Here is an 18052-nt window from a genome sequence, read left to right on the forward strand (position 1 = left end):
CACGTCAGCCGCGGAGCGCCTTGCGCCGGACCTTGCCGGTGCTGGTGCGGGGCAGCTCGTCGACGAAGTGGACGTCGCGGGGCACCTTGTACCGGGCCAGGTTGCGCTTCACGTACGCCCTGACGTCGTCCTCGGTCAGCCGGTGGCCCTCCTTGAGGACCACGTGGGCCGCCAGGCGCTGGCCGAACCGCTCGTCCTCCACGCCCGTGACCGTGACCTCCGCGATCGCCTCGTGCTCGCCGAGCAGGTCCTCGACCTCGCCGGGGAACACGTTCTCCCCGCCCGACACGATCATGTCGTCGGCGCGGCCGTCGACGAACAGCCGGCCCTGCTCGTCGAAGTGCCCGAGGTCGCCGGTGCCGGTCAGGCCGTCGCGGACCTTCTTGGTCCCGCCGCCGGTGTAGCCCGCGAACTTCAGCCCGCCGCCGGTGTAGATCTCCCCGGTCTCGCCGGGCGGCAGCTCGTTGCCGTCCTCGTCCAGGATCCTGACGGTGAGGCGGAACGACGGCCTGCCGACCGTTCCGGGGGCCGCGCGCAGGTCCTCGGGCGTGGAGATGGTCGCCCAGCCCGTCTCGGTCGCGCCGTAGACGTTGTGGAGGACGTCGCCGAACCCGTCCATGAACCTCTCCGACAGGTGCGGGTGCAGCGCCGACCCGCCGCAGACCACCACGCGCAGCGACGAGGGGCGCGGCCCGTCCGGCACGTCCAGCATCCGCTGGAGCATCACCGGGACGGCGATCAGCGTCTCCGCCCGGTGCTCCTCGATCGCCTTCAGGGTCGCGGCCGGGTCGAAGCGGCGCGCCAGCACCAGCGGCATGCCGAGGCCGATCCCGACCGCGAGGTAGGCGAAGCCCAGCACGTGGAACAGCGGCGGCGCGATGACGACCGGCGCCCCGGACCGCACCGGCACCCGCATCAGGTGGCTGACCGCCGCCGGGAGCAGCGCGCCGAGCCCGACGTCGTGCTGCGCGCCCTTGGGCGTCCCGGTCGTGCCGGACGTCATGATGATGGTCCGCCCCGCGCGCGCCGGTTTCTGCGGCTCGGGCTCGACGCCCTCGACCAGCTCGTCGGCGGACGGGTGCTTGCCCTCGTCCCGGTCCCGCCACATGTGGACGCGCTGCCCGCCGAACGACGCGTCGTCCACCACCTCGTCGAACTCCTGGTCGTGCAGGAGCAGCCCGACGTCCTCGCGCCCGGCGACCTCGCCGAGCTGCGCGCCGGAGAAGTCGGTGTTCAGCAGGACGACGTCGTGGCCGAGGCGGGAGGCGGCGAGCACGGCCTCCACGAACCCCCGGTGGTTGCGGCACAGCACCCCGACGCGCTCGCCGTCGCCGACGCGCCCGGCCAGCACCGTGGCCAGCGCGGCGGCGCGCCGCTCCAGCTCGGCGTAGGTGAGATGCCCCTTCTCGTCGTACAGCGCGATCCGGTCGGGGAACCGCAGCGCCGCCATCGCCCCGACCGTCGCCGGGACCGGCCCGTACCGCAGGTACTGGAGCGGCAGTCGCGCCAGCCGGTCCGGCCGCACCGGGCGCAGCACCCCGACGTCGAGAACCGCGCGGGTCGCCCGCGCCCCTTGACTCGCCAACGTTCGGACCCGGTCGAGCAGCACTGGACCTTCTCCTTGCCGTGGGGGAGGGCCGCGGGTGACGGCCACGGGGGAGTCAGGGCCATACCCGGCTTTCAGTTAGATATGTAGTCGAATACCTCTCCCGGCGACACCCCGAGACGGGCATGTGACCCGAACCACACCCCCGCCGCCTCCGGACGCGCGGCCCTTCGACGGCCACGGGCGACGCGGGCGGTCACCGGCCCGACAGGGTGCGGAGGTAGTTGGGGCCCATCGGGCCGTAGTGCTTGTTGATGTCGGCGCAGCCGAGGCGGGACCGGTCGACCAGGGTCCCGGCGGTCACCATCGCCTTGGCGGGCAGCGCGGGCGCGTCCAGGGTGCGGGCGCGCAGCAGGCGGTCGCCGGGGCCCAGCAGCGCGTCGAGCCGTTCGGCGATCATCCCCAGGCCGGTGCGCAGCGGCAGCAGGCCCTGCTCGGCCAGCGCGAACGCCGGGGCCGCCGCGCACAGGTGCAGCGTGATCGTGACGAACACGCGGGCCAGCGCCTCGGGGTCGTCGGTGGTCATGCGCGGGTCGTGGAAGCGGCCCGGCTCGCTGTCGCGGCCGAACACGCCCATCAGCCGCAGGTTGTCCACCATCATCCCGTCGTTGTCCTTCAGCAGCAGCCGCAGCCGCCCGTCGCCGAGGACCAGGGACAGGTTCTGCTGGTGGGCCTCCAGCGCGATGCCGTAGCGGAACAGCTTGACGTTCCACGTCAGCAGCGCGTCCAGATAGGCCCCGAACAGCCACGGCACGTTCCACTGCGCGATGACCGGGCCGCCCTCGGGCGACTCGGCGGTCAGCGCCGCCACCGGGATGATGTGCGCGCGGGCCGTCTCCGGCGGGAACCGCCGCACCAGGTAGCCCAGGTACGGCGACCCGGCGTGCCCCCAGGTCTGCTCGTCGGCCAGCAGGACCGGCAGGTTCGGCTCGCGGAGCAGCACGCGGCGCAGGATGCGTTCGGCGCGGGCCCCGTCCGGCAGGCTCTCCGGAACGATCGTGCGGCGGTTCCGCACCCCCAGGGTGCTGGTCGGCAGCGGCACCTTCAGATGCGTCAGCGGGTCGGTGGTGACCGTCCGCATCGACAGGGTGGGCATGACCTGGAGATACGGCCGCGACCCGAGCCGCGCGTCCCGGTCGTCGCGCAGGTACGGCACCGTCAGCGGATGGACCGGCAGCAGGTCGTGCGTGGTGTTGAGGCTCTCCGACATGCCGACGTCGGCGGGCTCGGGCCACCAGTTGGGGCGCTCGCCCGCCCGCGTCACCCGCGACTTCGGCACCGCCGCCCAGCGCAGCGTCACCGCCGGGTCGAACTCCGGCGCGTACTTGCGCAGGTCCGACGGGGACAGCCCGAACCGCGTCCGGCCCGTCGGGTACACCGGGTGGTCCTGGAACGCCGCCAGCGTCTCGTAGAACGTGCCCGGCCCCCGCCGCAGCCCGTCCGGCACGTCCGCCAGGCGCGCCAGCAGGTCGGGCAGGGCCTCCTGGTGCATCCGCAGCGTGACCAGGGACTCGCGGCACTCGCGCTCGAACGACCGGAGGTCGTCGCGCGGATGCCCGACCCGCCGCGCGATCAGCAGGACCTCCTCCAGCCGCAGCCCCTGGTCGGGGTCCACGGTCAGCTCCGACAGGAACCCCGGGTGCATCCCGCCGGTCGGCGCCTCGTCCGGCCCGCGCAGCCGGATGCGGACGCAGCCCGGCGGCGTCAGGACGCGGTGGACGTGGTCGACGTGCTTGCTCAGGCCCCCGTAGTCCTCGCGCAGCAGGGTGTCCAGGATGCGCGCGGCCAGACGGGACTCGGCTCGGCGCGCGTTCACGCCGTACCTCCCGCGTGCCTCCAGGGCGCCCCCAGGCACCGTCTTCCCTCGTCATTCTGGTCGCTTCGCTCCGCGTGGCCGCAGTGCCCATCGGCTCGCCGCGCTCGCGGGTCAGTCCAGACGGCGCCGCGCCCTTCCGGCCTGCTCGCGGTGCGTCCCGCGTGCCTGCGGGGCGCCTCCGGGCACCGGCCTTCCCGCTTCCCGGGCCCGTTCATGCGATCTTCCAGGTGTGCGCGGCGCGGAACGCGGCGACGGCGGCCTCCACCGCCGCGCGGGACGGGCCGGTCGCGCGGACCGTGCCGAGCCGGTCCCGGTCGGCGCGGCCGGCGTCGACCCGGTCGCCGACCACGCGCCGCGGCCGGTAGGAGATCCGCACGCCGCTGGTCTCCTGCTCGGTGCGGTCCGGCGCGGCGACCAGCACGCCGCTGCGCTCGGTCAGCACCGCGTCGGCGACCGCGTGCCGGTCGGTGCGCGGCGGCGGGTCCGGCAGCCGCTCGCCCAGATGGACCCGCACGACCTGCTCGAACAGCGGGACGCCGAGCAGGTCGGCCAGCAGGAGCCCGTCGCGGTCGCCGATCAGCCGGTGGGCGATCCGGACGATCCGGGCGCGGCCCTCGTGGACGACGAACTCGGTGTGGCACGCGCCCAGCCCGACGCCCAGCGCCTCCAGCTGCGCCAGCACCTGGTCGGCGCCCTCCGGCGGCGGCGTCCAGTCCAGGCGTTCGACGACGAAGCGCGGCGGGGCGACCCGGGCGTGGAACGCGCCGAGCACCCGCAGCTCGCGGCCGTCGCCCAGGGGCTCCAGCGTGTACGTCTCGCCGGGCAGGTGCTCCTCGACGACCAGCGCGCCGCCGCGCCGCGAGTTCAGCTCCTCGCGGCGCGCCGCCAGCTCCCCCGCGTCGCGGACCCGGAACGCGTCCCCGCCGCCCTCGCGGGGCCGCAGGACCAGCGGGTAGGGCGCGTCCGGCGGGACCCGCCAGGCGTCGGCGCAGAAGACCGGGTCCAGCCCGGCCAGGTGGCGGCGCAGCAGCGCCCGGTTCCGGGTGCGGGTCGCCGCGCGCCAGTCCTTGGCGGGCAGGTCGAGGTAGGCGGCGGCCAGCGCCACCGGGGCCTGGAGCCGGTCGCTGTCGGTGAGGACCGCCGCGGGCCGGGACCCGGCCGCGGCGATGATCTCGCGGTAGTCGGTGACGTCGCAGGCGACCACGCGGCCGTCCCACACCTTGGCGTGCTCGGCGGGCCGGTCGGTGAGCAGCACCGTCTCCAGGCCCCGCTCCCGGCCGAGCACGGCGGCGGCGGGAAGGAGTCCGTGGGTGACCGAGTCGGTGGTTCTGCCGGCGACGATGTAGAGCGAGGCGGCCACGGCCACCCTTTCCAGTCGGCTTGGTGAAGGTAGGGCTTGCCTGACTCGCGAAGTCACCCTAGTGATCCGGGTGCGCTCCGCGCGCTAGAACGATGGCACCGCATGTCCCCGGCTGACGGCGGTTTTGTCGAGTCGTGGTGTGCGCATCGCAAGGCCGCCCCGGAATTGGCCGGTTCGCCGCGCGTGGACGAGGATGGCCCCATGGATCTGGAGGAACGCTGGGTGGAACTGGCCGGAGCGCCGACCCGGCACATCGGGACCGAGCTGGACGCCCGGTACGGGGAGCCGCACCGCCGCTACCACACGCGCGACCATCTGGTCGCCGTGCTGGACCTGGTGGACGAGCTGGCCGGATGGGCCGACGACGCCGACGCGGTCCGGCTGGCGGCCTGGTTCCACGACGCGGTCTACGATCCCGAACGCGCCGACAACGAGGAGCGCAGCGCCCGCCTGGCGGGCCGGATGCTCGCCGACACCGACCTGTCCGAGGGCACGGTCGCCGAGGTGGTGCGGCTGGTGGAGCTGACCGCCACGCACGCCCCGGACGCCGGCGACCGCAACGGGCAGGTGCTGTGCGACGCGGACCTGGCGGTCCTGGGCTCCGACCCGGAGCGGTACGCCGCCTACGCCGCCGCCGTGCGGGAGGAGTACGCGTTCGTCCCCGACGAGTTCTTCCGGGCGGGCCGCGCCGAGGTCCTGAACGGCCTGCTCGCGCTGCCCGCGCTGTTCCACACGCCGACGGCGCGGGAGCGCTTCGAGGAGCGCGCCCGCCGCAACATCGGGACCGAGCTGATGCTCCTCAACGCCTGACCGCGCCGCGCCGCCCGGCCGCCTTGCGGCGGCGCAGCCCCGCCTTCGTCAGCCTGAGCAGCAGCTCCTGGCAGCCCACCTCGTGCGCGCCGAGCGCGACGGCCTTCGCGTAGAGCTCCTCGGGGACGTCGTAGTGGTCGCGGTCGAAGGCGCGCGGCGGCAGTCCCACATGTTCGGCGAACGCGTGCAGCTCCGCGAACGACTCGTCGCTCACCATGTGCGACCACACGCGGCCCCGTGCGGGCCACAGTGGCGGGTCTATCAGGATCAACGCCCCTCCCGGGCTGTCGCGGTCCATCCCCTAAGGTGCCAGATGAACGCCATGCAAAGGAGCATGTCAATGGACGTATCCGCCTACATCCAGGCGAACCGGGAGCAGTTCTTCGCCGACCTCAAGCAGTGGCTGGCGATCCCGTCGATCTCCGGCGACCCCGCGCACCACGCGGACGTCGGGCGCTCGGCCGAGTGGCTGGCCGCCCACCTGCGGGGGCTCGGCTGGCCGACCGTCGAGGTCTGGCCGACCGGGACGCCGGACGGCCCCGGGCTGCCCGCAGTGTTCGCCGAGTGGCCCGCCGAGGACCCGGACGCGCCGTCGGTCGTCGTCTACGGGCACCACGACGTGCAGCCGGTCGAGCCGCTGGAGGAGTGGGACACCGACCCGTTCACCCCCACCGAGAGGGGCGACAGCCTCTACGCGCGCGGCGCCTCCGACGACAAGGGGCAGGTGTTCTTCCACACCCTCGGGGTGCGGGCGGGCATGGCGGCGGCGGGATCGGGAGCCCCGCCGGTGACGATCAAGCTGCTGGTGGAGGGCGAGGAGGAGTCCGGCTCGGTCCACTTCGCCGACCTGCTGCGGGAGCGCCGCGACCGGCTCGCCTGCGACGCGATCGTGATCAGCGACACCACCATGTGGTCGGCCGACGTCCCGTCGATGTGCACCGGCATGCGCGGCCTGACCGAGGCCGAGGTGTCGCTGTACGGGCCGTCCACCGACCTGCACTCGGGGTCGTTCGGCGGCGCGGTGCCGAACCCGCTGCACGCCATGGCCGAGCTGCTGGCGCGCCTGCACGACGAGCGGGGCCGCGTCACGCTGCCGGGCTTCTACGACGACGTGGTGCCGCTGACCGACGAGGAGCGGGAGCTGTTCGCCCGGCTGCCGTTCGACGAGGCGGCCTGGCTGCGGACCGCCGGGGACAGCCGCGCCGCCTACGGCGAGGCCGGGTACTCCACCCTGGAGCGGGTCTGGGCGCGGCCGACCGCCGAGGTCAACGGCATGTGGGGCGGGCACACCGGCCCCGGCGGCAAGACGATCGTGCCGCGCGAGGCGCACGCGAAGCTGTCGTTCCGGCTGGTGGCGGGGCAGGAGCCGGTGAAGGTGCAGGAGGCGTTCCGGCAGTGGGTCGCCGCCAACACCCCCGAGGGGATCCGGGCCGAGGTCCGCGTCCCCGGCGGCGGCGTGCGGCCGTGCTTCTCGCCGATCGACTCGGCCGGGGTGAAGGCCGCGCGGCGCGCGATGGAGCGGGCGTTCGGCAAGGAGATCCTGTTCACCCGCGAGGGCGGCAGCGGTCCCGAGGCGGACCTGGCCGACATCCTGGAGGCCCCGCTGATCTTCGTGGCGGTCGGCCTCGACGAGGACCGCATCCATGCCCCGAACGAGAAGGTGGAGATGCCGCTGCTGCTCAAGGCCGCGGAGGCCGCCGCCTACCTGTGGGACGAGCTCGCCACCGCCCTTCGCTGACGAGCGCCCCACCGAGGAGAGCACCGAGGAGAACCGTGTCCGAGACCCCTCTCGAATGGCTGGCCCTGGCGCGCGGCACCCACGACCGGGTCGCCGACCGCCGCCGCGACGACGCCTGGGTGGCGCGCCGCTGGGCGGACCAGCGTTCCCGGGTGCTGGTCGTCGAGGGGGGACGGGCGCCGGTGGCGTTCGACCCGACGCCGCGCCTGGCGTTCGTCCCTCCCGCGCGGGCGCCCGAGGGCGAGCGTTACCTGCTGGGCGTGGACGAACGCGGCGTCGCCCACTTCGCGGTGGCCGCGCCGCCGCCGACCGTCGAGGGCGCCGAGCCCGCCGACCTGCGCCGGGTCGGCGCGCTGCTCGACGACCTGGAGTCGGGGCTGATGGCGCACGCGGTCGCGTTGCGGAACTGGCACGACACGCACCGCTTCTGCCCCCGGTGCGGCGCGCCGACGGAGATCGCGTCGGCCGGGCACGTGCGGGTGTGCACGCGCGACGACAGCCAGCACTTCCCGCGCGTCGACCCCGCCGTGATCATGCTGGTGCGGGACGACGACGACCGCGTCCTGCTGGCGCGCGGCCCGCAGTGGCCGCAGGACCGGCGGTCGATCCTGGCCGGGTTCGTCGAGCCGGGGGAGTCGCTGGAGCAGGCCGTGGAGCGCGAGGTGTTCGAGGAGGTCGGCGTCCGCGTCCACGACATCCGGTACGTGGGCAGCCAGCCGTGGCCGCTGCCGCAGAGCCTGATGGTCGGGTACTTCGCGCGGGCCGCGTCCGGGCAGGAGCTGCGGCCCGACCCCGAGGAGATCCGCGACGCCGCCTGGTACTCGCGCGACGAGCTGCGGGAGGCGGTGGAGCGCGGGGACCTGGTGTCGCCCGGCCCGCTGTCGATCGCCGCCCAGATGATCACGCGCTGGTACGGCGGCCCGCTGCCGCGGCAGGCGGAGTTCCGGTGAGAACGCGACGAGGGCCCGCACGCGGCGGGCCCTCGTCGCGGTCGGGGGGTCAGACGCCGAGCAGGCGCTTGACCTCCTTGGCGCTGGGGTTGGTCAGCACGACCTGCCCGGCGTCCGGGGTCTCGACGATCACGGTCGGCACGGTCTGGTTGCCGCCGTTGACGCTCATCACGTAGGTCGCGGCGGCGGGGTCGCGCTCGATGTCGACCTCGTTCATCTGGATGCCGTCGCGCGCCAGCTGGCTCTTGAGCCGGCGGCAGAAACCGCACCAGGTGGTGGTGTACATCGTCAGCCGGCCGGTGTGGCCGGGCGCCTGGCCGGTGGTCGGCGTCGCCATCGGTGCGTCGTCTCCCTCATACGGATACGGGGTAAGCAGCGAACAGAAGAACACTCGGGGCTCCGTCCGCATTCCGAGGTTATCCACAACCTGGAGTGGATGGCCGATTCGGTCGGCCGGGACTGCCAGGATGGGGGGATGGACGCTGAGGGGGTGCTGGCGGGGCTCGATCCGGAACAGCGGGCCGTCGCCGAGGCGGTGCGGGGCCCGGTCTGCGTGCTGGCCGGGGCCGGGACGGGCAAGACGCGCGCGATCACGCACCGGATCGCCTACGCGACGCTGACCGGGGTCGTCGCGCCGCAGCAGGTGCTGGCCGTGACGTTCACCACCCGCGCCGCCGGGGAGCTGCGCGGGCGGCTGCGGCAGCTCGGCGCGCCCGGGGTGCAGGCGCGGACGTTCCACGCCGCCGCGCTGCGCCAGCTGTCCTACTTCTGGCCGAAGGTGGTCGGCGGCGACCCCCCGAAGATCATCGAGTCGAAGCTGCCGGTGGTGGCGGACGCGGCCCGTTCGGTCGGGCTGTCGCTCGGCCGCACCGAGCTGCGCGACGTCGCGAGCGAGATCGAGTGGGCGAAGGTCACCCAGCGCCGCCCCGAGGACTACGCCGCGGCGGTGAAGACCACCGGCCGCAAGCCGCCCGCCGACGTGACCGACATCGCCCACGTCTACGCGGTCTACGAGCAGCTCCGCCGCGAACGCAACCTGCTCGACTTCGAGGGGATGCTGGAGCTGACGGTCGCGGTCCTGCTGGAGCACCCCGAGGTGGCGCGGCAGGTCCACGACCAGTACCGGTACTTCGTGGTCGACGAGTTCCAGGACGTCAACCCGCTCCAGCGGCTGCTGCTGGACACCTGGCTGGGCGGCCGCAAGGAGCTGTGCGTCGTCGGCGACCCCAACCAGACGATCTACTCGTTCACCGGGGCGACCCCGTCCTACCTGCTGGACTTCCCGCAGGCGTTCCCGGACGCCAAGGTGATCAAGCTGGTGCGGGACTACCGCTCGACGCCGCAGGTGGTGCGCCTGGCCAACACCGTGATCGGCCAGGCGCGCGGCGAGACGGCCCGCCGCCACCGGCTCGAACTGACCGCCCAGCGCGAGGACGGCCCCGAGCCGGTCTACAACGAGTACGACGACGAGGTGGCCGAGGCCGACGACGTGGCCCGCCGCTGCCGCAAGCTGATCGACGAGGGCGTCCCGGCCCGCGAGATCGCGGTCCTGTTCCGCATCAACGCCCAGTCCGAGACCTACGAGCAGGCCCTGTCCGCCGCCGGGGTCCCCTACGTCCTGCGCGGCGCCGAGCGCTTCTTCGAGCGCCCCGAGGTCCGCGAGGCGGTGATCCGCCTCCGCGCCGCGACCCGGGGCACCGACGCCGAGACCGAGGGCATGGGCCTGATCCAGAAGGTCCGCCACGTCCTGCTGGGCGCGGGCTTCACCAACGACCCGCCCGAGGGCGCGGGCGCCGCCCGCGCCCGCTGGGAGTCGCTGGCCGCCCTGGCCCAGCTGGCCGAGGACATGGCCGCGGACAACCCGGCCGCCGACCTCCCCGACTTCGTCACCGAGCTGGAGGAACGCGCCGCCGCCCAGCACGCCCCGCCCCTGGAGGGCGTGACCCTGGCCTCCCTGCACGCCGCCAAGGGCCTGGAGTGGGACGCGGTGTTCCTCGTCGGCCTGGTCGAGGGCACCCTCCCGATCATCTACGCCGAGACGCCCGACCAGGCTGAGGAGGAGCGCCGCCTGTTCTACGTGGGCATCACCCGCGCCCGCGAGCACCTGTCCCTGTCCTGGGCGCTCGCGCGTTCCCCGGGCGGGCCGCGCTTCCGCCGCCCCTCCCGCTTCCTGGAGGGCGTGACGACCAAGGTCACCACCCACACTCCGGCCCGCGCCGACCGCACCAAGCGCCGCACCACCAAGAGCGGCCCCCAGCCCTGCCGGGTCTGCGGCCGCCCCCTCACCGCCCCCGTGGAACGCAAGCTGGGCCGCTGCGAGGACTGCCCCGCCGCGTTCAACGAGGACCTCCTGCTCCGCCTGAAGGAGTGGCGCACCGAGACGGCCGCCGACCAGAAGATCCCGGCCTACGTGGTCTTCACCGACGCGACCCTCCAGGCCATCGCCGAACGCGACCCCGCCACCCTGGAGGAGCTGGCCCAGATCCCCGGCGTCGGCAAGGTCAAGCTCGACAAGTACGGCGAGGCGGTGCTGTCCCTCTGCGGCGGGGGGTGAGACACCGGCCACACCCCGCGATTTGGGAGACTGATCGGCGTGAAGGAGTCACTGAAAGCACTGCTGGACATCCTCGACCTGGAACAGATCGAGAACGACATCTTCCGGGGCCGCAGCCCCGAGGACCGCCAACAGCGGGTCTTCGGCGGCCAGGTCGCGGGCCAGGCCCTCGTCGCCGCGGGCCGCACCGTCCCGGTGGACCGCTCCGTCCACTCGCTCCACGCCTACTTCATCCGCCCCGGCGACCCGTCGGTCCCGATCGTCTACACGGTCGACCGCGTCCGCGACGGCCGCTCCTTCACCACCCGCCGCGTCCTGGCGATCCAGCACGGCAAGGCCATCTTCAGCCTGTCGGCGTCGTTCCAGATCACCGAGGACGGCCCGGCCCACCACGCCCCGATGCCCGAGGCCCCGGCCCCGGAGACCCTGCCCCCGGCCCTGGACCGCCTGACCCCGCTGTTCGGCGAGCGCTTCGCCACCGAGTTCGTCAACCGCCGCCCCTTCGACGTCCGCCACGCGACCCCCCTGACCTGGGAGGCGGCCAAGGACCCGAAGCTGACGACCCCCGAGTCCAAGGTCTGGCTGAAGGTCGACGGCGACCTCCCCGACGACCCCCTGCTGCACGTCTGCCTGATGACGTACGCCTCGGACATGACCCTGCTGGACACGGTCCTCCTGAACCACGGCCTGGCCTGGGGCGACAACCGGACGATGGGCGCCAGCCTGGACCACGCGATGTGGTTCCACAAGCCGTTCCGCGCCGACGAGTGGCTCCTCTACTACCAGGACACCCCCTTCGCCGGCGGAGCCCGCGGCCTCGCCCGAGGCCAGGTCTTCACCCAGGACGGAGACCTGGTCGTCTCGGTCATGCAGGAGGGCCTGATCCGAGTCACCGACTCCTGACCAGCGCGAACGCGGCCCAAGGATCACCTGGGGCCGCGTTCGCGTGCAGGGCGTTGATCACAAAAGTGACCGCCATGGCGGGCTCGGCACTGCCCGGCCGCCGTCTCAGTGGCGCTCACTCCAGGCCACTGGTGGTCGCCGCAGGCCGGTGGTTCCGAGCCAGGCGCGAGCCAGTCTTCGGCAATGGTCTAGACCATATGTCGACTGGGGGTGTACTCCCTTGTGCTGTGTCCATTGATCTCAGTGAAGGTTTCGCCGGCGAGCAGCACCACAGCGAGATGTGGTAACGGGGCTCGATGTCGTGAGCGATCCATGATCGCGCTCGACTGAGGTTGTGCCCTCGCCCAACCGCCTACACGAACCCTGAGGCCCACAAAGAACTGCTGTCGTTGTGGTCTTTATCTGCTGTACACGCTGAGGCCGTCTCCCTCTAACGGTCGCCGGGCGGCTATAGAGGAGGAAAGTTCTTGTCTAGCCAGGCTTGGATGTCGGCGACGGTCTTGTAGCCGTGCTGGTGGAGGGTGTCGGTGATGTCGCGGCCGCAGACCAGGGCGATGGGGTGTCCGTCTTCGCGGACCTCTTCCTGGACCTGCTTGGCGAAGTAGGAGGTGGTGATGAAGACGCCGAAGTTGCGGTGGCGCAGCCGGGAGATCAGCCGGGAGACATCGCGTACCCCCACCCCGTTGGTGGCGGCGTAGCACTTGGCCTCCAGTGCAAAGTCGATGGCGATGCGGTCGGCGGGCGGGCCCAGGATGTACTCGCCGACCGCATCGCGGCCGCCGTCGCGGCTGGGCCGGGTCACATCGCAGCGCCCGGTGGCCGGGGCGATCAGCCGCCACAGTGCCACCGCGCAGGCCTCGAAGCCGTGCGGGTGCTGGCGGAAGTGGTTCCGGATCGTCTCCAAAACGGCGGTGGCCTGGGGGTTGTCAGGCAGCTGGTCGGCGGTTGTCCTGATGACGGTGGTGGGCGGGGCCAGCAGCGGTGTGCAGGCTCCGCTTTGCACCCAGGTGCGCCAGGTCGGCGGGCAGTCCCCGGCCAGCGGGTCGCCGCCGCCCAGCACGTGGGAGATCCAGGAACGGGGGATCCTGGCCTCGTCCAGCACGGTGAAGCGGGCCCGGTAGTTCTGGAAGCGCTGCCCGCCGGTGGACCGCCACACCGCAGCCAGCTCATCATCGGCGGTCAGGGTGGGGCCGCCGGGCACTAGCAGGCCGCGGAATCGCACGTCGCGCCCCTGGCTGGGGATCTTCTCAAACAGCAGGAACGGCGGGACCTTGGCGCGGTCGGCGGCTGTCCCGTGGGCGGCGGCGAAGGTGTCGCGCAGCAGCAGGTTGCCGCCGCGGGAGGTGGCGTGCAGCTCCCGTCCGGGGGTGCGGTTGTCGCCGAAGTAGGTGAAGGTGCCGGTCTGCAGGTCCAGGAAGTCGGGCCAGTCGGCCTCGCCGCCGGTGGTGTAGAGCACCGACAGGCGCACCGTGCCCTTGAACGGGGAGCCGCAGTGCCGGAACCCGCCCTGGTTGCCCACCCCCGGGATCATCTTGGCGATCGGGTCATCGCCGGCATGGCCGCTGGAGCCACCGGCATAGGCGGTATCGACGATCAGGTCAGCAGCCCCCAGGCCCGCGAAGGAGACCCGGGAGGAGACAGAGGCAGCGACACTCATGAAGCCATGGATAGCAGGGATTCCCGACACCAAGGACCTCAACTGGCTGTGCTGTGCGCCTGCCGAAGAGCTGCTGTCTCCGTAGAGGCTACAGGGCACTGCTTTGGGGGAAGAACGCGTTTCTCGGAGCTCTTGCCGATGACCCACTCAGCCTGCTTTGAAGAAGCAGCGCTCCTCCACACTGAGAGCTGCTCCCCCGCTGGTGCAGGCGATCTGCTGATGATCATGGAGTCTCGGTCGCGCCGGTCAGCCCGTTCCAGGCCAAAGGAGGTCTTGCAAAGACGTGCCTGCGTCTACAACCCCAGTGTTAGGGAGATCCTGATCTTTGCGCGGGCCGGATGGAGTGTCTTCCAGGCAGAGAACGCCGCAAGTGCCTCATCGGGAAGATTGGCAACTATCGGGTGCAAAGTGTCAGTAGCGCCTAGCATGATGGGTGCGTGCACGTCACTGACCTGCCAGAGGTGATCAATGAGCCCCACCCGGCCACCTGGCGCCGACGAGAACGAGAAGCTGGTTGCGGCCCGCCTTGCCGCGGCACGCCGTGGCGACGGCACTCCTGAGACCTTCCGGGTTGAGTGGCGCGGTCAAGATCGAAATCTTCCGGTCATCGATATGCCGGTCGCTGTGCTCTACTTCAACCCTGAGACGCATCGCATCCGGGCACAGCGCGCTCACGATCCCGTGCGCGACGCAGCGCTGGCGGACGACCCTTGGAGCTCACAGAGCCAGGCCTATCTCCACTCCCTGCTCATGGCAAAACCGGATAACCCGGATATTCGGGATCCGGATTTCCTGGCTCTCATGGACGATCTGAAGGTCAATGCGCAGAACACGGCGGGGTTGATCACCCCGAGCGGGATCGTGGTGGATGGAAATACCCGTTGCGCTGCCCTGAAGGAGATCAGGCAGCCTAACATCCGCGTGGCAGTCCTCCCTGAGGACTGGGGATGGGACGACATTAACGCAGTGGAGTTGAACCTTCAGCTTCGCAAGACATTCCGCCGCGAATACTCCTTCATCAACGAGATCATCGCTCATAGTGAGCTCCTCGCTAAAGGGCGGACCTTGGAGGCGACCGCGGCCGCCTTCCGCAAGAAGAAGAAGACCATCGAGGCAGGTCAGTGGGCACTCGCCCTCATTGATGAGGCGATCGAACGCAGTCATGCCGACCTAGATGACGGTACCGGTGTCCGGCTCCGGCGAATGGACTTCGAGGGGCACCAGGAGTCTCTCAAAGAGATCTACGAGCGTTACAAGCGAGTCCATGCTGAGAATCCTGACCTTGCCAGGCGACTCAGAGAGGCCAGCTTGGCGGCTCTGCTGGTAGACGCATCGAAGACAGCTATCCGCAACATCTGGCTTGTGGATGACTTTGATGAGAAATACCTCAAACCGAAGCTGGCGCCTGAGTTCAGGCCTGCTTCTACTGCGGCTAAGTCCGCCGGGGTCAGCATTCCAGGACTCAGCGTCACCATGCTGCCTGAGGACTCCAGAGTTGAAGACGCCAAGGCCACCACGGACAAGCTACTCAAAGCCAAGGCCCGGGCTGCCGCCGCAGCAAAGCTGTCACCAGCTGAATCCACCCGCACGACGTTGCTTATCAACGAGGCCAAGGAAGCGATCCAGAAGAGTCTTAGTCAGGCCGAGCGTGACGCTCGTCAGGCACAGAAAAAGATGGCCGCACCTGACAAACTCGATGAGGCCACTGACGCCTTGCGTGCATGCATCGCAGACATTGCCAGGGCCCGCGCCCAGAACATTCTTGACAACGAGGCTCTGGACGACGCGTTGATCGGTTTGCGGGACACACTCAGCCAACTGGCCCGGGCCGCATCACGCGGTGTCAGTGAACCCGGGATCGGCCTGGCCTGGCTGCAGCGTGCAACCGCGGAGTAGGAAGCCGGTGCATGTCCACTCTCTGTCTCGAACTTCAGCCCTCTGGAACAGCGGTTCTCTTCCGTGTGCCCGATGAACGAGCAGGCGATTTGCGTAAGCTCTCGGGTCGGTTTCTCACGGCCCGGCACCAGGGGCCGACCCTAGTAGAACTGGAACTGGAGGACCTCCTAGCAAATCTCCGGGAGCTATCAGAGTGGCCGTCTCAGGACGTGGAGTGGCAGCCCGAGCTCAGGCTCCTGGTCGAGACGAGTCTCCAGGACACGCTGGCTGCTAGCAGGCAGCTCGAGCGGCCGGAGGCGCCGCCCCTGTCTCCGGCAGAGATCAATGATGTGCTGTACGCCTCCGGCTGGTGTGCTCCCGAGCCGCTCACGACCTTCCAACTCCGCGACATCGCCAAGTTGCTGTGCATGAGCCATGGAGCCAACTTCAGTGTGCCCGGCTCCGGAAAAACCCGCGTTGCTCTGGCAACGTTCCAAGTACTGCGTGCGCAGGCCCAGGTCGAGCGGATTCTGGTTGTGGCCCCGAAGGCGGCTTACGAGAGCTGGCAATTGGAGAACGCGGTCTGCTTCTCCAAACCCTTGCACGTGCAAGTGCTAGATCGCTGCCGTGTCGACCCAGCTGCCGAGTTGATCGTTGTTAACTACGAAGGCCTGGTGAAGCACCAGGTGTCGCTGGCGCGGTGGCTCACCGTTAAACCCTCGATGTTTGTCCTAGACGAGGCGCATCGGATGAAGAAGGGGGCCGACGGCGTTCACGGAGCTGCGTGCCTGGCCCTCGGTCCGAGGGCCCACCGCCGCCTTATTTTGACCGGCACACCCGCCCCCAACGGTGCTAAGGATCTGGAAAGCCTGCTGGGTTTCGTGTGGCCAGGCGAAGGCCGCCGGATTGTTACCCGGGCCATCGGGAACGGGGATCTGCGCCATGCCAGCACCGTGCTCCGACCTCTCTTCACGCGCACGACCAAGAGCGAGCTTGGCCTGCCGAAGGTCAAGCCCACAATCCGGCGCATTGAACTTCCTGATCTTCATCGAGAGATCTACGCTGCACTGATCGGCGAGATGAGCGTCCGGGCAGCTCAAGTAGCCCATCCTGAATCCCAGGAAAGCCTGGAGGCGCTGGGGCGCGTCATGATGTATCTACTCATGGCGGCAACCAGCCCCGCTTTGCTCGCCGTGGGTGACACTAAATATGAAGCACTGCGCTTCCGAGTGCCGCCGCTTGATGTGCCAGGCGATGCTTCACTGTACGAACTACTGCAAGATCTCCCTAGCTATGAGCTGTCGCCGAAATACCAGGAAACCTTGGCGATTGTTGACGCGAACGCCAAAGCCGGACGCAAAACGCTGGTGTGGTCGACTTTTGTCCGCAACCTCACCACCTTGAAACTCATGCTGACCCCCTACCGGCCAGCCTTGGTGCATGGCGGCACATCAGACCGCGTTGATCAGCTTAAGCGGTTCCGAAAAGACCCTGACTGCCATGTCCTGCTCTCCAACCCCGCTACCCTCGGTGAGGGCGTCAGCTTGCATAAGGACTGCCACGATGCGGTCTACGTTGACCGGGACTTCGCTGCAGGGCGCTACCTGCAGAGCCTCGACCGCATCCACCGTCTCGGACTGAAACCCGGAACGATCACTAACATCACGGTGCTCTCGGCAACTAACACGATTGATGACGTTGTTGAGCAACGGCTTGAAACTAAGCTCCGGTTTATGGAAGCAGTTCTAGATGACCCTGCCGTCGGACAACTCGCCGACCTCGATGAAGAACCCGCCGCCGCGATGCAGGCAGACATGGCAGCATTGCTGGAACACCTAAATGTCCTCCCTGCCAGCTGAACCCATTCTTCGCGCCGCCCGCCGATGGAGCCATCACCTCCGGCACTCATCTGTAGAACGTGCCCATGCTGTGTTCGCCAACCATCCCGACTTCGTCGACCTCACGCCCACGCAGTACGGCGCTGCCCTCGCCTGGCTCAAGGAAGTCGGGATCGTCACCAGTGACGGGGCATTGGCCCATCGCTGCAACCCACTTGAGCTGGCCCTCATGGAAGCAGCAATCCTGCACGCCAGCCCGCTATGGCTCCGTGACGCTGATCAGCTGATCAGCACCCCCGACGATCTGCCCGAAGACGCAATCTCAGCGGGACAGGCCCTGGGGCTAGTCCCACGCCAGACTGCGGCCGTGATACATACTGCCTGGGGAAAGGTCGACACCGCCGCCCGCGAGCAGGTTGGCACAGCCGGTGAGGAGACACTGGCCAAGCTTATCGGGCAAGTTGCAGGTATAACCGTTGAGCATGTCGCGGAGTATGCCGACGGCCTGGGTTACGACATTACTGTACACGCCGACGGACTCCATTTGAACCTGGAGGTCAAGACCACTATCCGGAGGGGCCGCCTCACCATCTATCTGTCCCGTAATGAGTATGAAGTTATGCAGGACGACCCAGATTGGAGGCTTGTCGTTGTCTTTCTGAATGAAGATCGGCAAGTGGGGGCCATCGGGACGATTATCTCCAGCTGGATCCGCCAGCATGCTCCTTCTGATTGCTTTCCGGCCAGCCGGTGGGAATCGGCCCGCTTGGACATTGCGCCAGCGGCCATCCAACGCGGGATCAGTGACGTAGGTGCCTGGGCGGGGGATCGGCTCAGCGTCCACCATGTGCTCCGTGTCGGGGCAGGAGCGCGCCCCCCCGCCTGGATGACGGAAGCATCTCTCGGTTGAGGCTCCTCCTGCGCAACGAAACTATTGAGTGCTGA

14 protein-coding genes are annotated in these 18052 nt (G+C 70.0%); 8 read left to right on the plus strand and 6 right to left on the minus strand.

Annotated features, from left to right (window positions below; translation table 11 throughout):
* Nucleotides 1-4: 4 nt before the first annotated feature.
* The 3 genes from AKI01S_RS05400 to AKI01S_RS05410 all read right to left on the minus strand — a co-directional run bounded on the left by AKI01S_RS05400 (nt 5) and on the right by AKI01S_RS05410 (nt 4782).
* Complete coding sequence (locus AKI01S_RS05400) at nt 5-1609, minus strand: AMP-binding protein (RefSeq protein WP_245681486.1); 1605 nt, start codon at nt 1607-1609, stop codon at nt 5-7.
* A gap of 193 nt (nt 1610-1802) precedes the next feature.
* Nucleotides 1803-3422 (minus strand): IucA/IucC family protein, encoded by a 1620-nt coding sequence (locus AKI01S_RS05405; protein WP_067812631.1) that lies wholly within the window; start codon nt 3420-3422, stop codon nt 1803-1805.
* 211 nt (nt 3423-3633) lie between these two features.
* Nucleotides 3634-4782, minus strand: a complete 1149-nt coding sequence (locus tag AKI01S_RS05410; RefSeq protein WP_067812683.1) for an ATP-grasp domain-containing protein — start codon at nt 4780-4782, stop codon at nt 3634-3636.
* Between the two features lie 201 nt (nt 4783-4983).
* Between AKI01S_RS05410 and AKI01S_RS05415 the strand changes: the two genes are divergently transcribed.
* Nucleotides 4984-5592: an HD domain-containing protein gene (locus AKI01S_RS05415; protein ID WP_067812632.1), complete on the plus strand. Its 609-nt coding sequence runs from the start codon at nt 4984-4986 to the stop codon at nt 5590-5592.
* On the opposite strand, the gene AKI01S_RS05420 is transcribed toward AKI01S_RS05415, so the two are convergent.
* Complete coding sequence (locus tag AKI01S_RS05420) at nt 5582-5863, minus strand: DUF4031 domain-containing protein (protein ID WP_245681487.1); 282 nt, start codon at nt 5861-5863, stop codon at nt 5582-5584. The genes AKI01S_RS05415 and AKI01S_RS05420 overlap by 11 nt on opposite strands.
* Nucleotides 5864-5932: 69 nt before the next feature.
* Here AKI01S_RS05420 and AKI01S_RS05425 point away from each other — a divergent pair, with 69 nt between their 5' ends.
* Nucleotides 5933-7330, plus strand: coding sequence for a dipeptidase (locus tag AKI01S_RS05425; RefSeq protein WP_067812634.1), 1398 nt, complete (start codon nt 5933-5935; stop codon nt 7328-7330).
* A 35-nt stretch (nt 7331-7365) separates the two neighbouring features.
* Complete coding sequence (gene nudC / locus AKI01S_RS05430; RefSeq protein WP_067812635.1) at nt 7366-8280, plus strand: NAD(+) diphosphatase; 915 nt, start codon at nt 7366-7368, stop codon at nt 8278-8280.
* Between the two features lie 49 nt (nt 8281-8329).
* Here nudC and AKI01S_RS05435 read toward each other — a convergent pair whose 3' ends face one another.
* Complete coding sequence (locus AKI01S_RS05435) at nt 8330-8617, minus strand: glutaredoxin domain-containing protein (protein ID WP_067812636.1); 288 nt, start codon at nt 8615-8617, stop codon at nt 8330-8332.
* A gap of 138 nt (nt 8618-8755) precedes the next feature.
* Between AKI01S_RS05435 and AKI01S_RS05440 the strand changes: the two genes are divergently transcribed.
* Together AKI01S_RS05440 and tesB are read left to right on the plus strand one after the other, a co-directional pair.
* Nucleotides 8756-10834 (plus strand): ATP-dependent DNA helicase UvrD2, encoded by a 2079-nt coding sequence (locus AKI01S_RS05440; protein ID WP_067812637.1) that lies wholly within the window; start codon nt 8756-8758, stop codon nt 10832-10834.
* Between the two features lie 39 nt (nt 10835-10873).
* Entirely contained in the window at nt 10874-11737 is an 864-nt protein-coding gene (tesB, locus tag AKI01S_RS05445; protein ID WP_067812638.1) for an acyl-CoA thioesterase II, read from the plus strand.
* 448 nt (nt 11738-12185) lie between these two features.
* Here the strand turns inward: tesB and AKI01S_RS05450 are convergent, their stop codons facing one another.
* Nucleotides 12186-13394, minus strand: coding sequence for a restriction endonuclease (locus AKI01S_RS05450; protein ID WP_067812639.1), 1209 nt, complete (start codon nt 13392-13394; stop codon nt 12186-12188).
* Nucleotides 13395-13862: 468 nt separating this feature from the next.
* Between AKI01S_RS05450 and AKI01S_RS05455 the strand changes: the two genes are divergently transcribed.
* The 3 genes from AKI01S_RS05455 to AKI01S_RS05465 all read left to right on the plus strand — a co-directional run bounded on the left by AKI01S_RS05455 (nt 13863) and on the right by AKI01S_RS05465 (nt 18017).
* Nucleotides 13863-15290, plus strand: a complete 1428-nt coding sequence (locus AKI01S_RS05455; protein WP_067812640.1) for a hypothetical protein — start codon at nt 13863-13865, stop codon at nt 15288-15290.
* Between the two features lie 11 nt (nt 15291-15301).
* The gene (locus AKI01S_RS05460; RefSeq protein WP_067812641.1) at nt 15302-17128 is read left to right on the plus strand and encodes a DEAD/DEAH box helicase; all 1827 of its coding nucleotides are present in this window, start codon (nt 15302-15304) and stop codon (nt 17126-17128) included.
* A gap of 70 nt (nt 17129-17198) precedes the next feature.
* Nucleotides 17199-18017 (plus strand): protein NO VEIN domain-containing protein, encoded by an 819-nt coding sequence (locus AKI01S_RS05465; protein WP_067812642.1) that lies wholly within the window; start codon nt 17199-17201, stop codon nt 18015-18017.
* Nucleotides 18018-18052: the final 35 nt, after the last annotated feature.

Source organism: Actinomadura kijaniata NBRC 14229 (assembly GCF_001552175.1).
Classification (GTDB): domain Bacteria; phylum Actinomycetota; class Actinomycetes; order Streptosporangiales; family Streptosporangiaceae; genus Spirillospora; species Spirillospora kijaniata.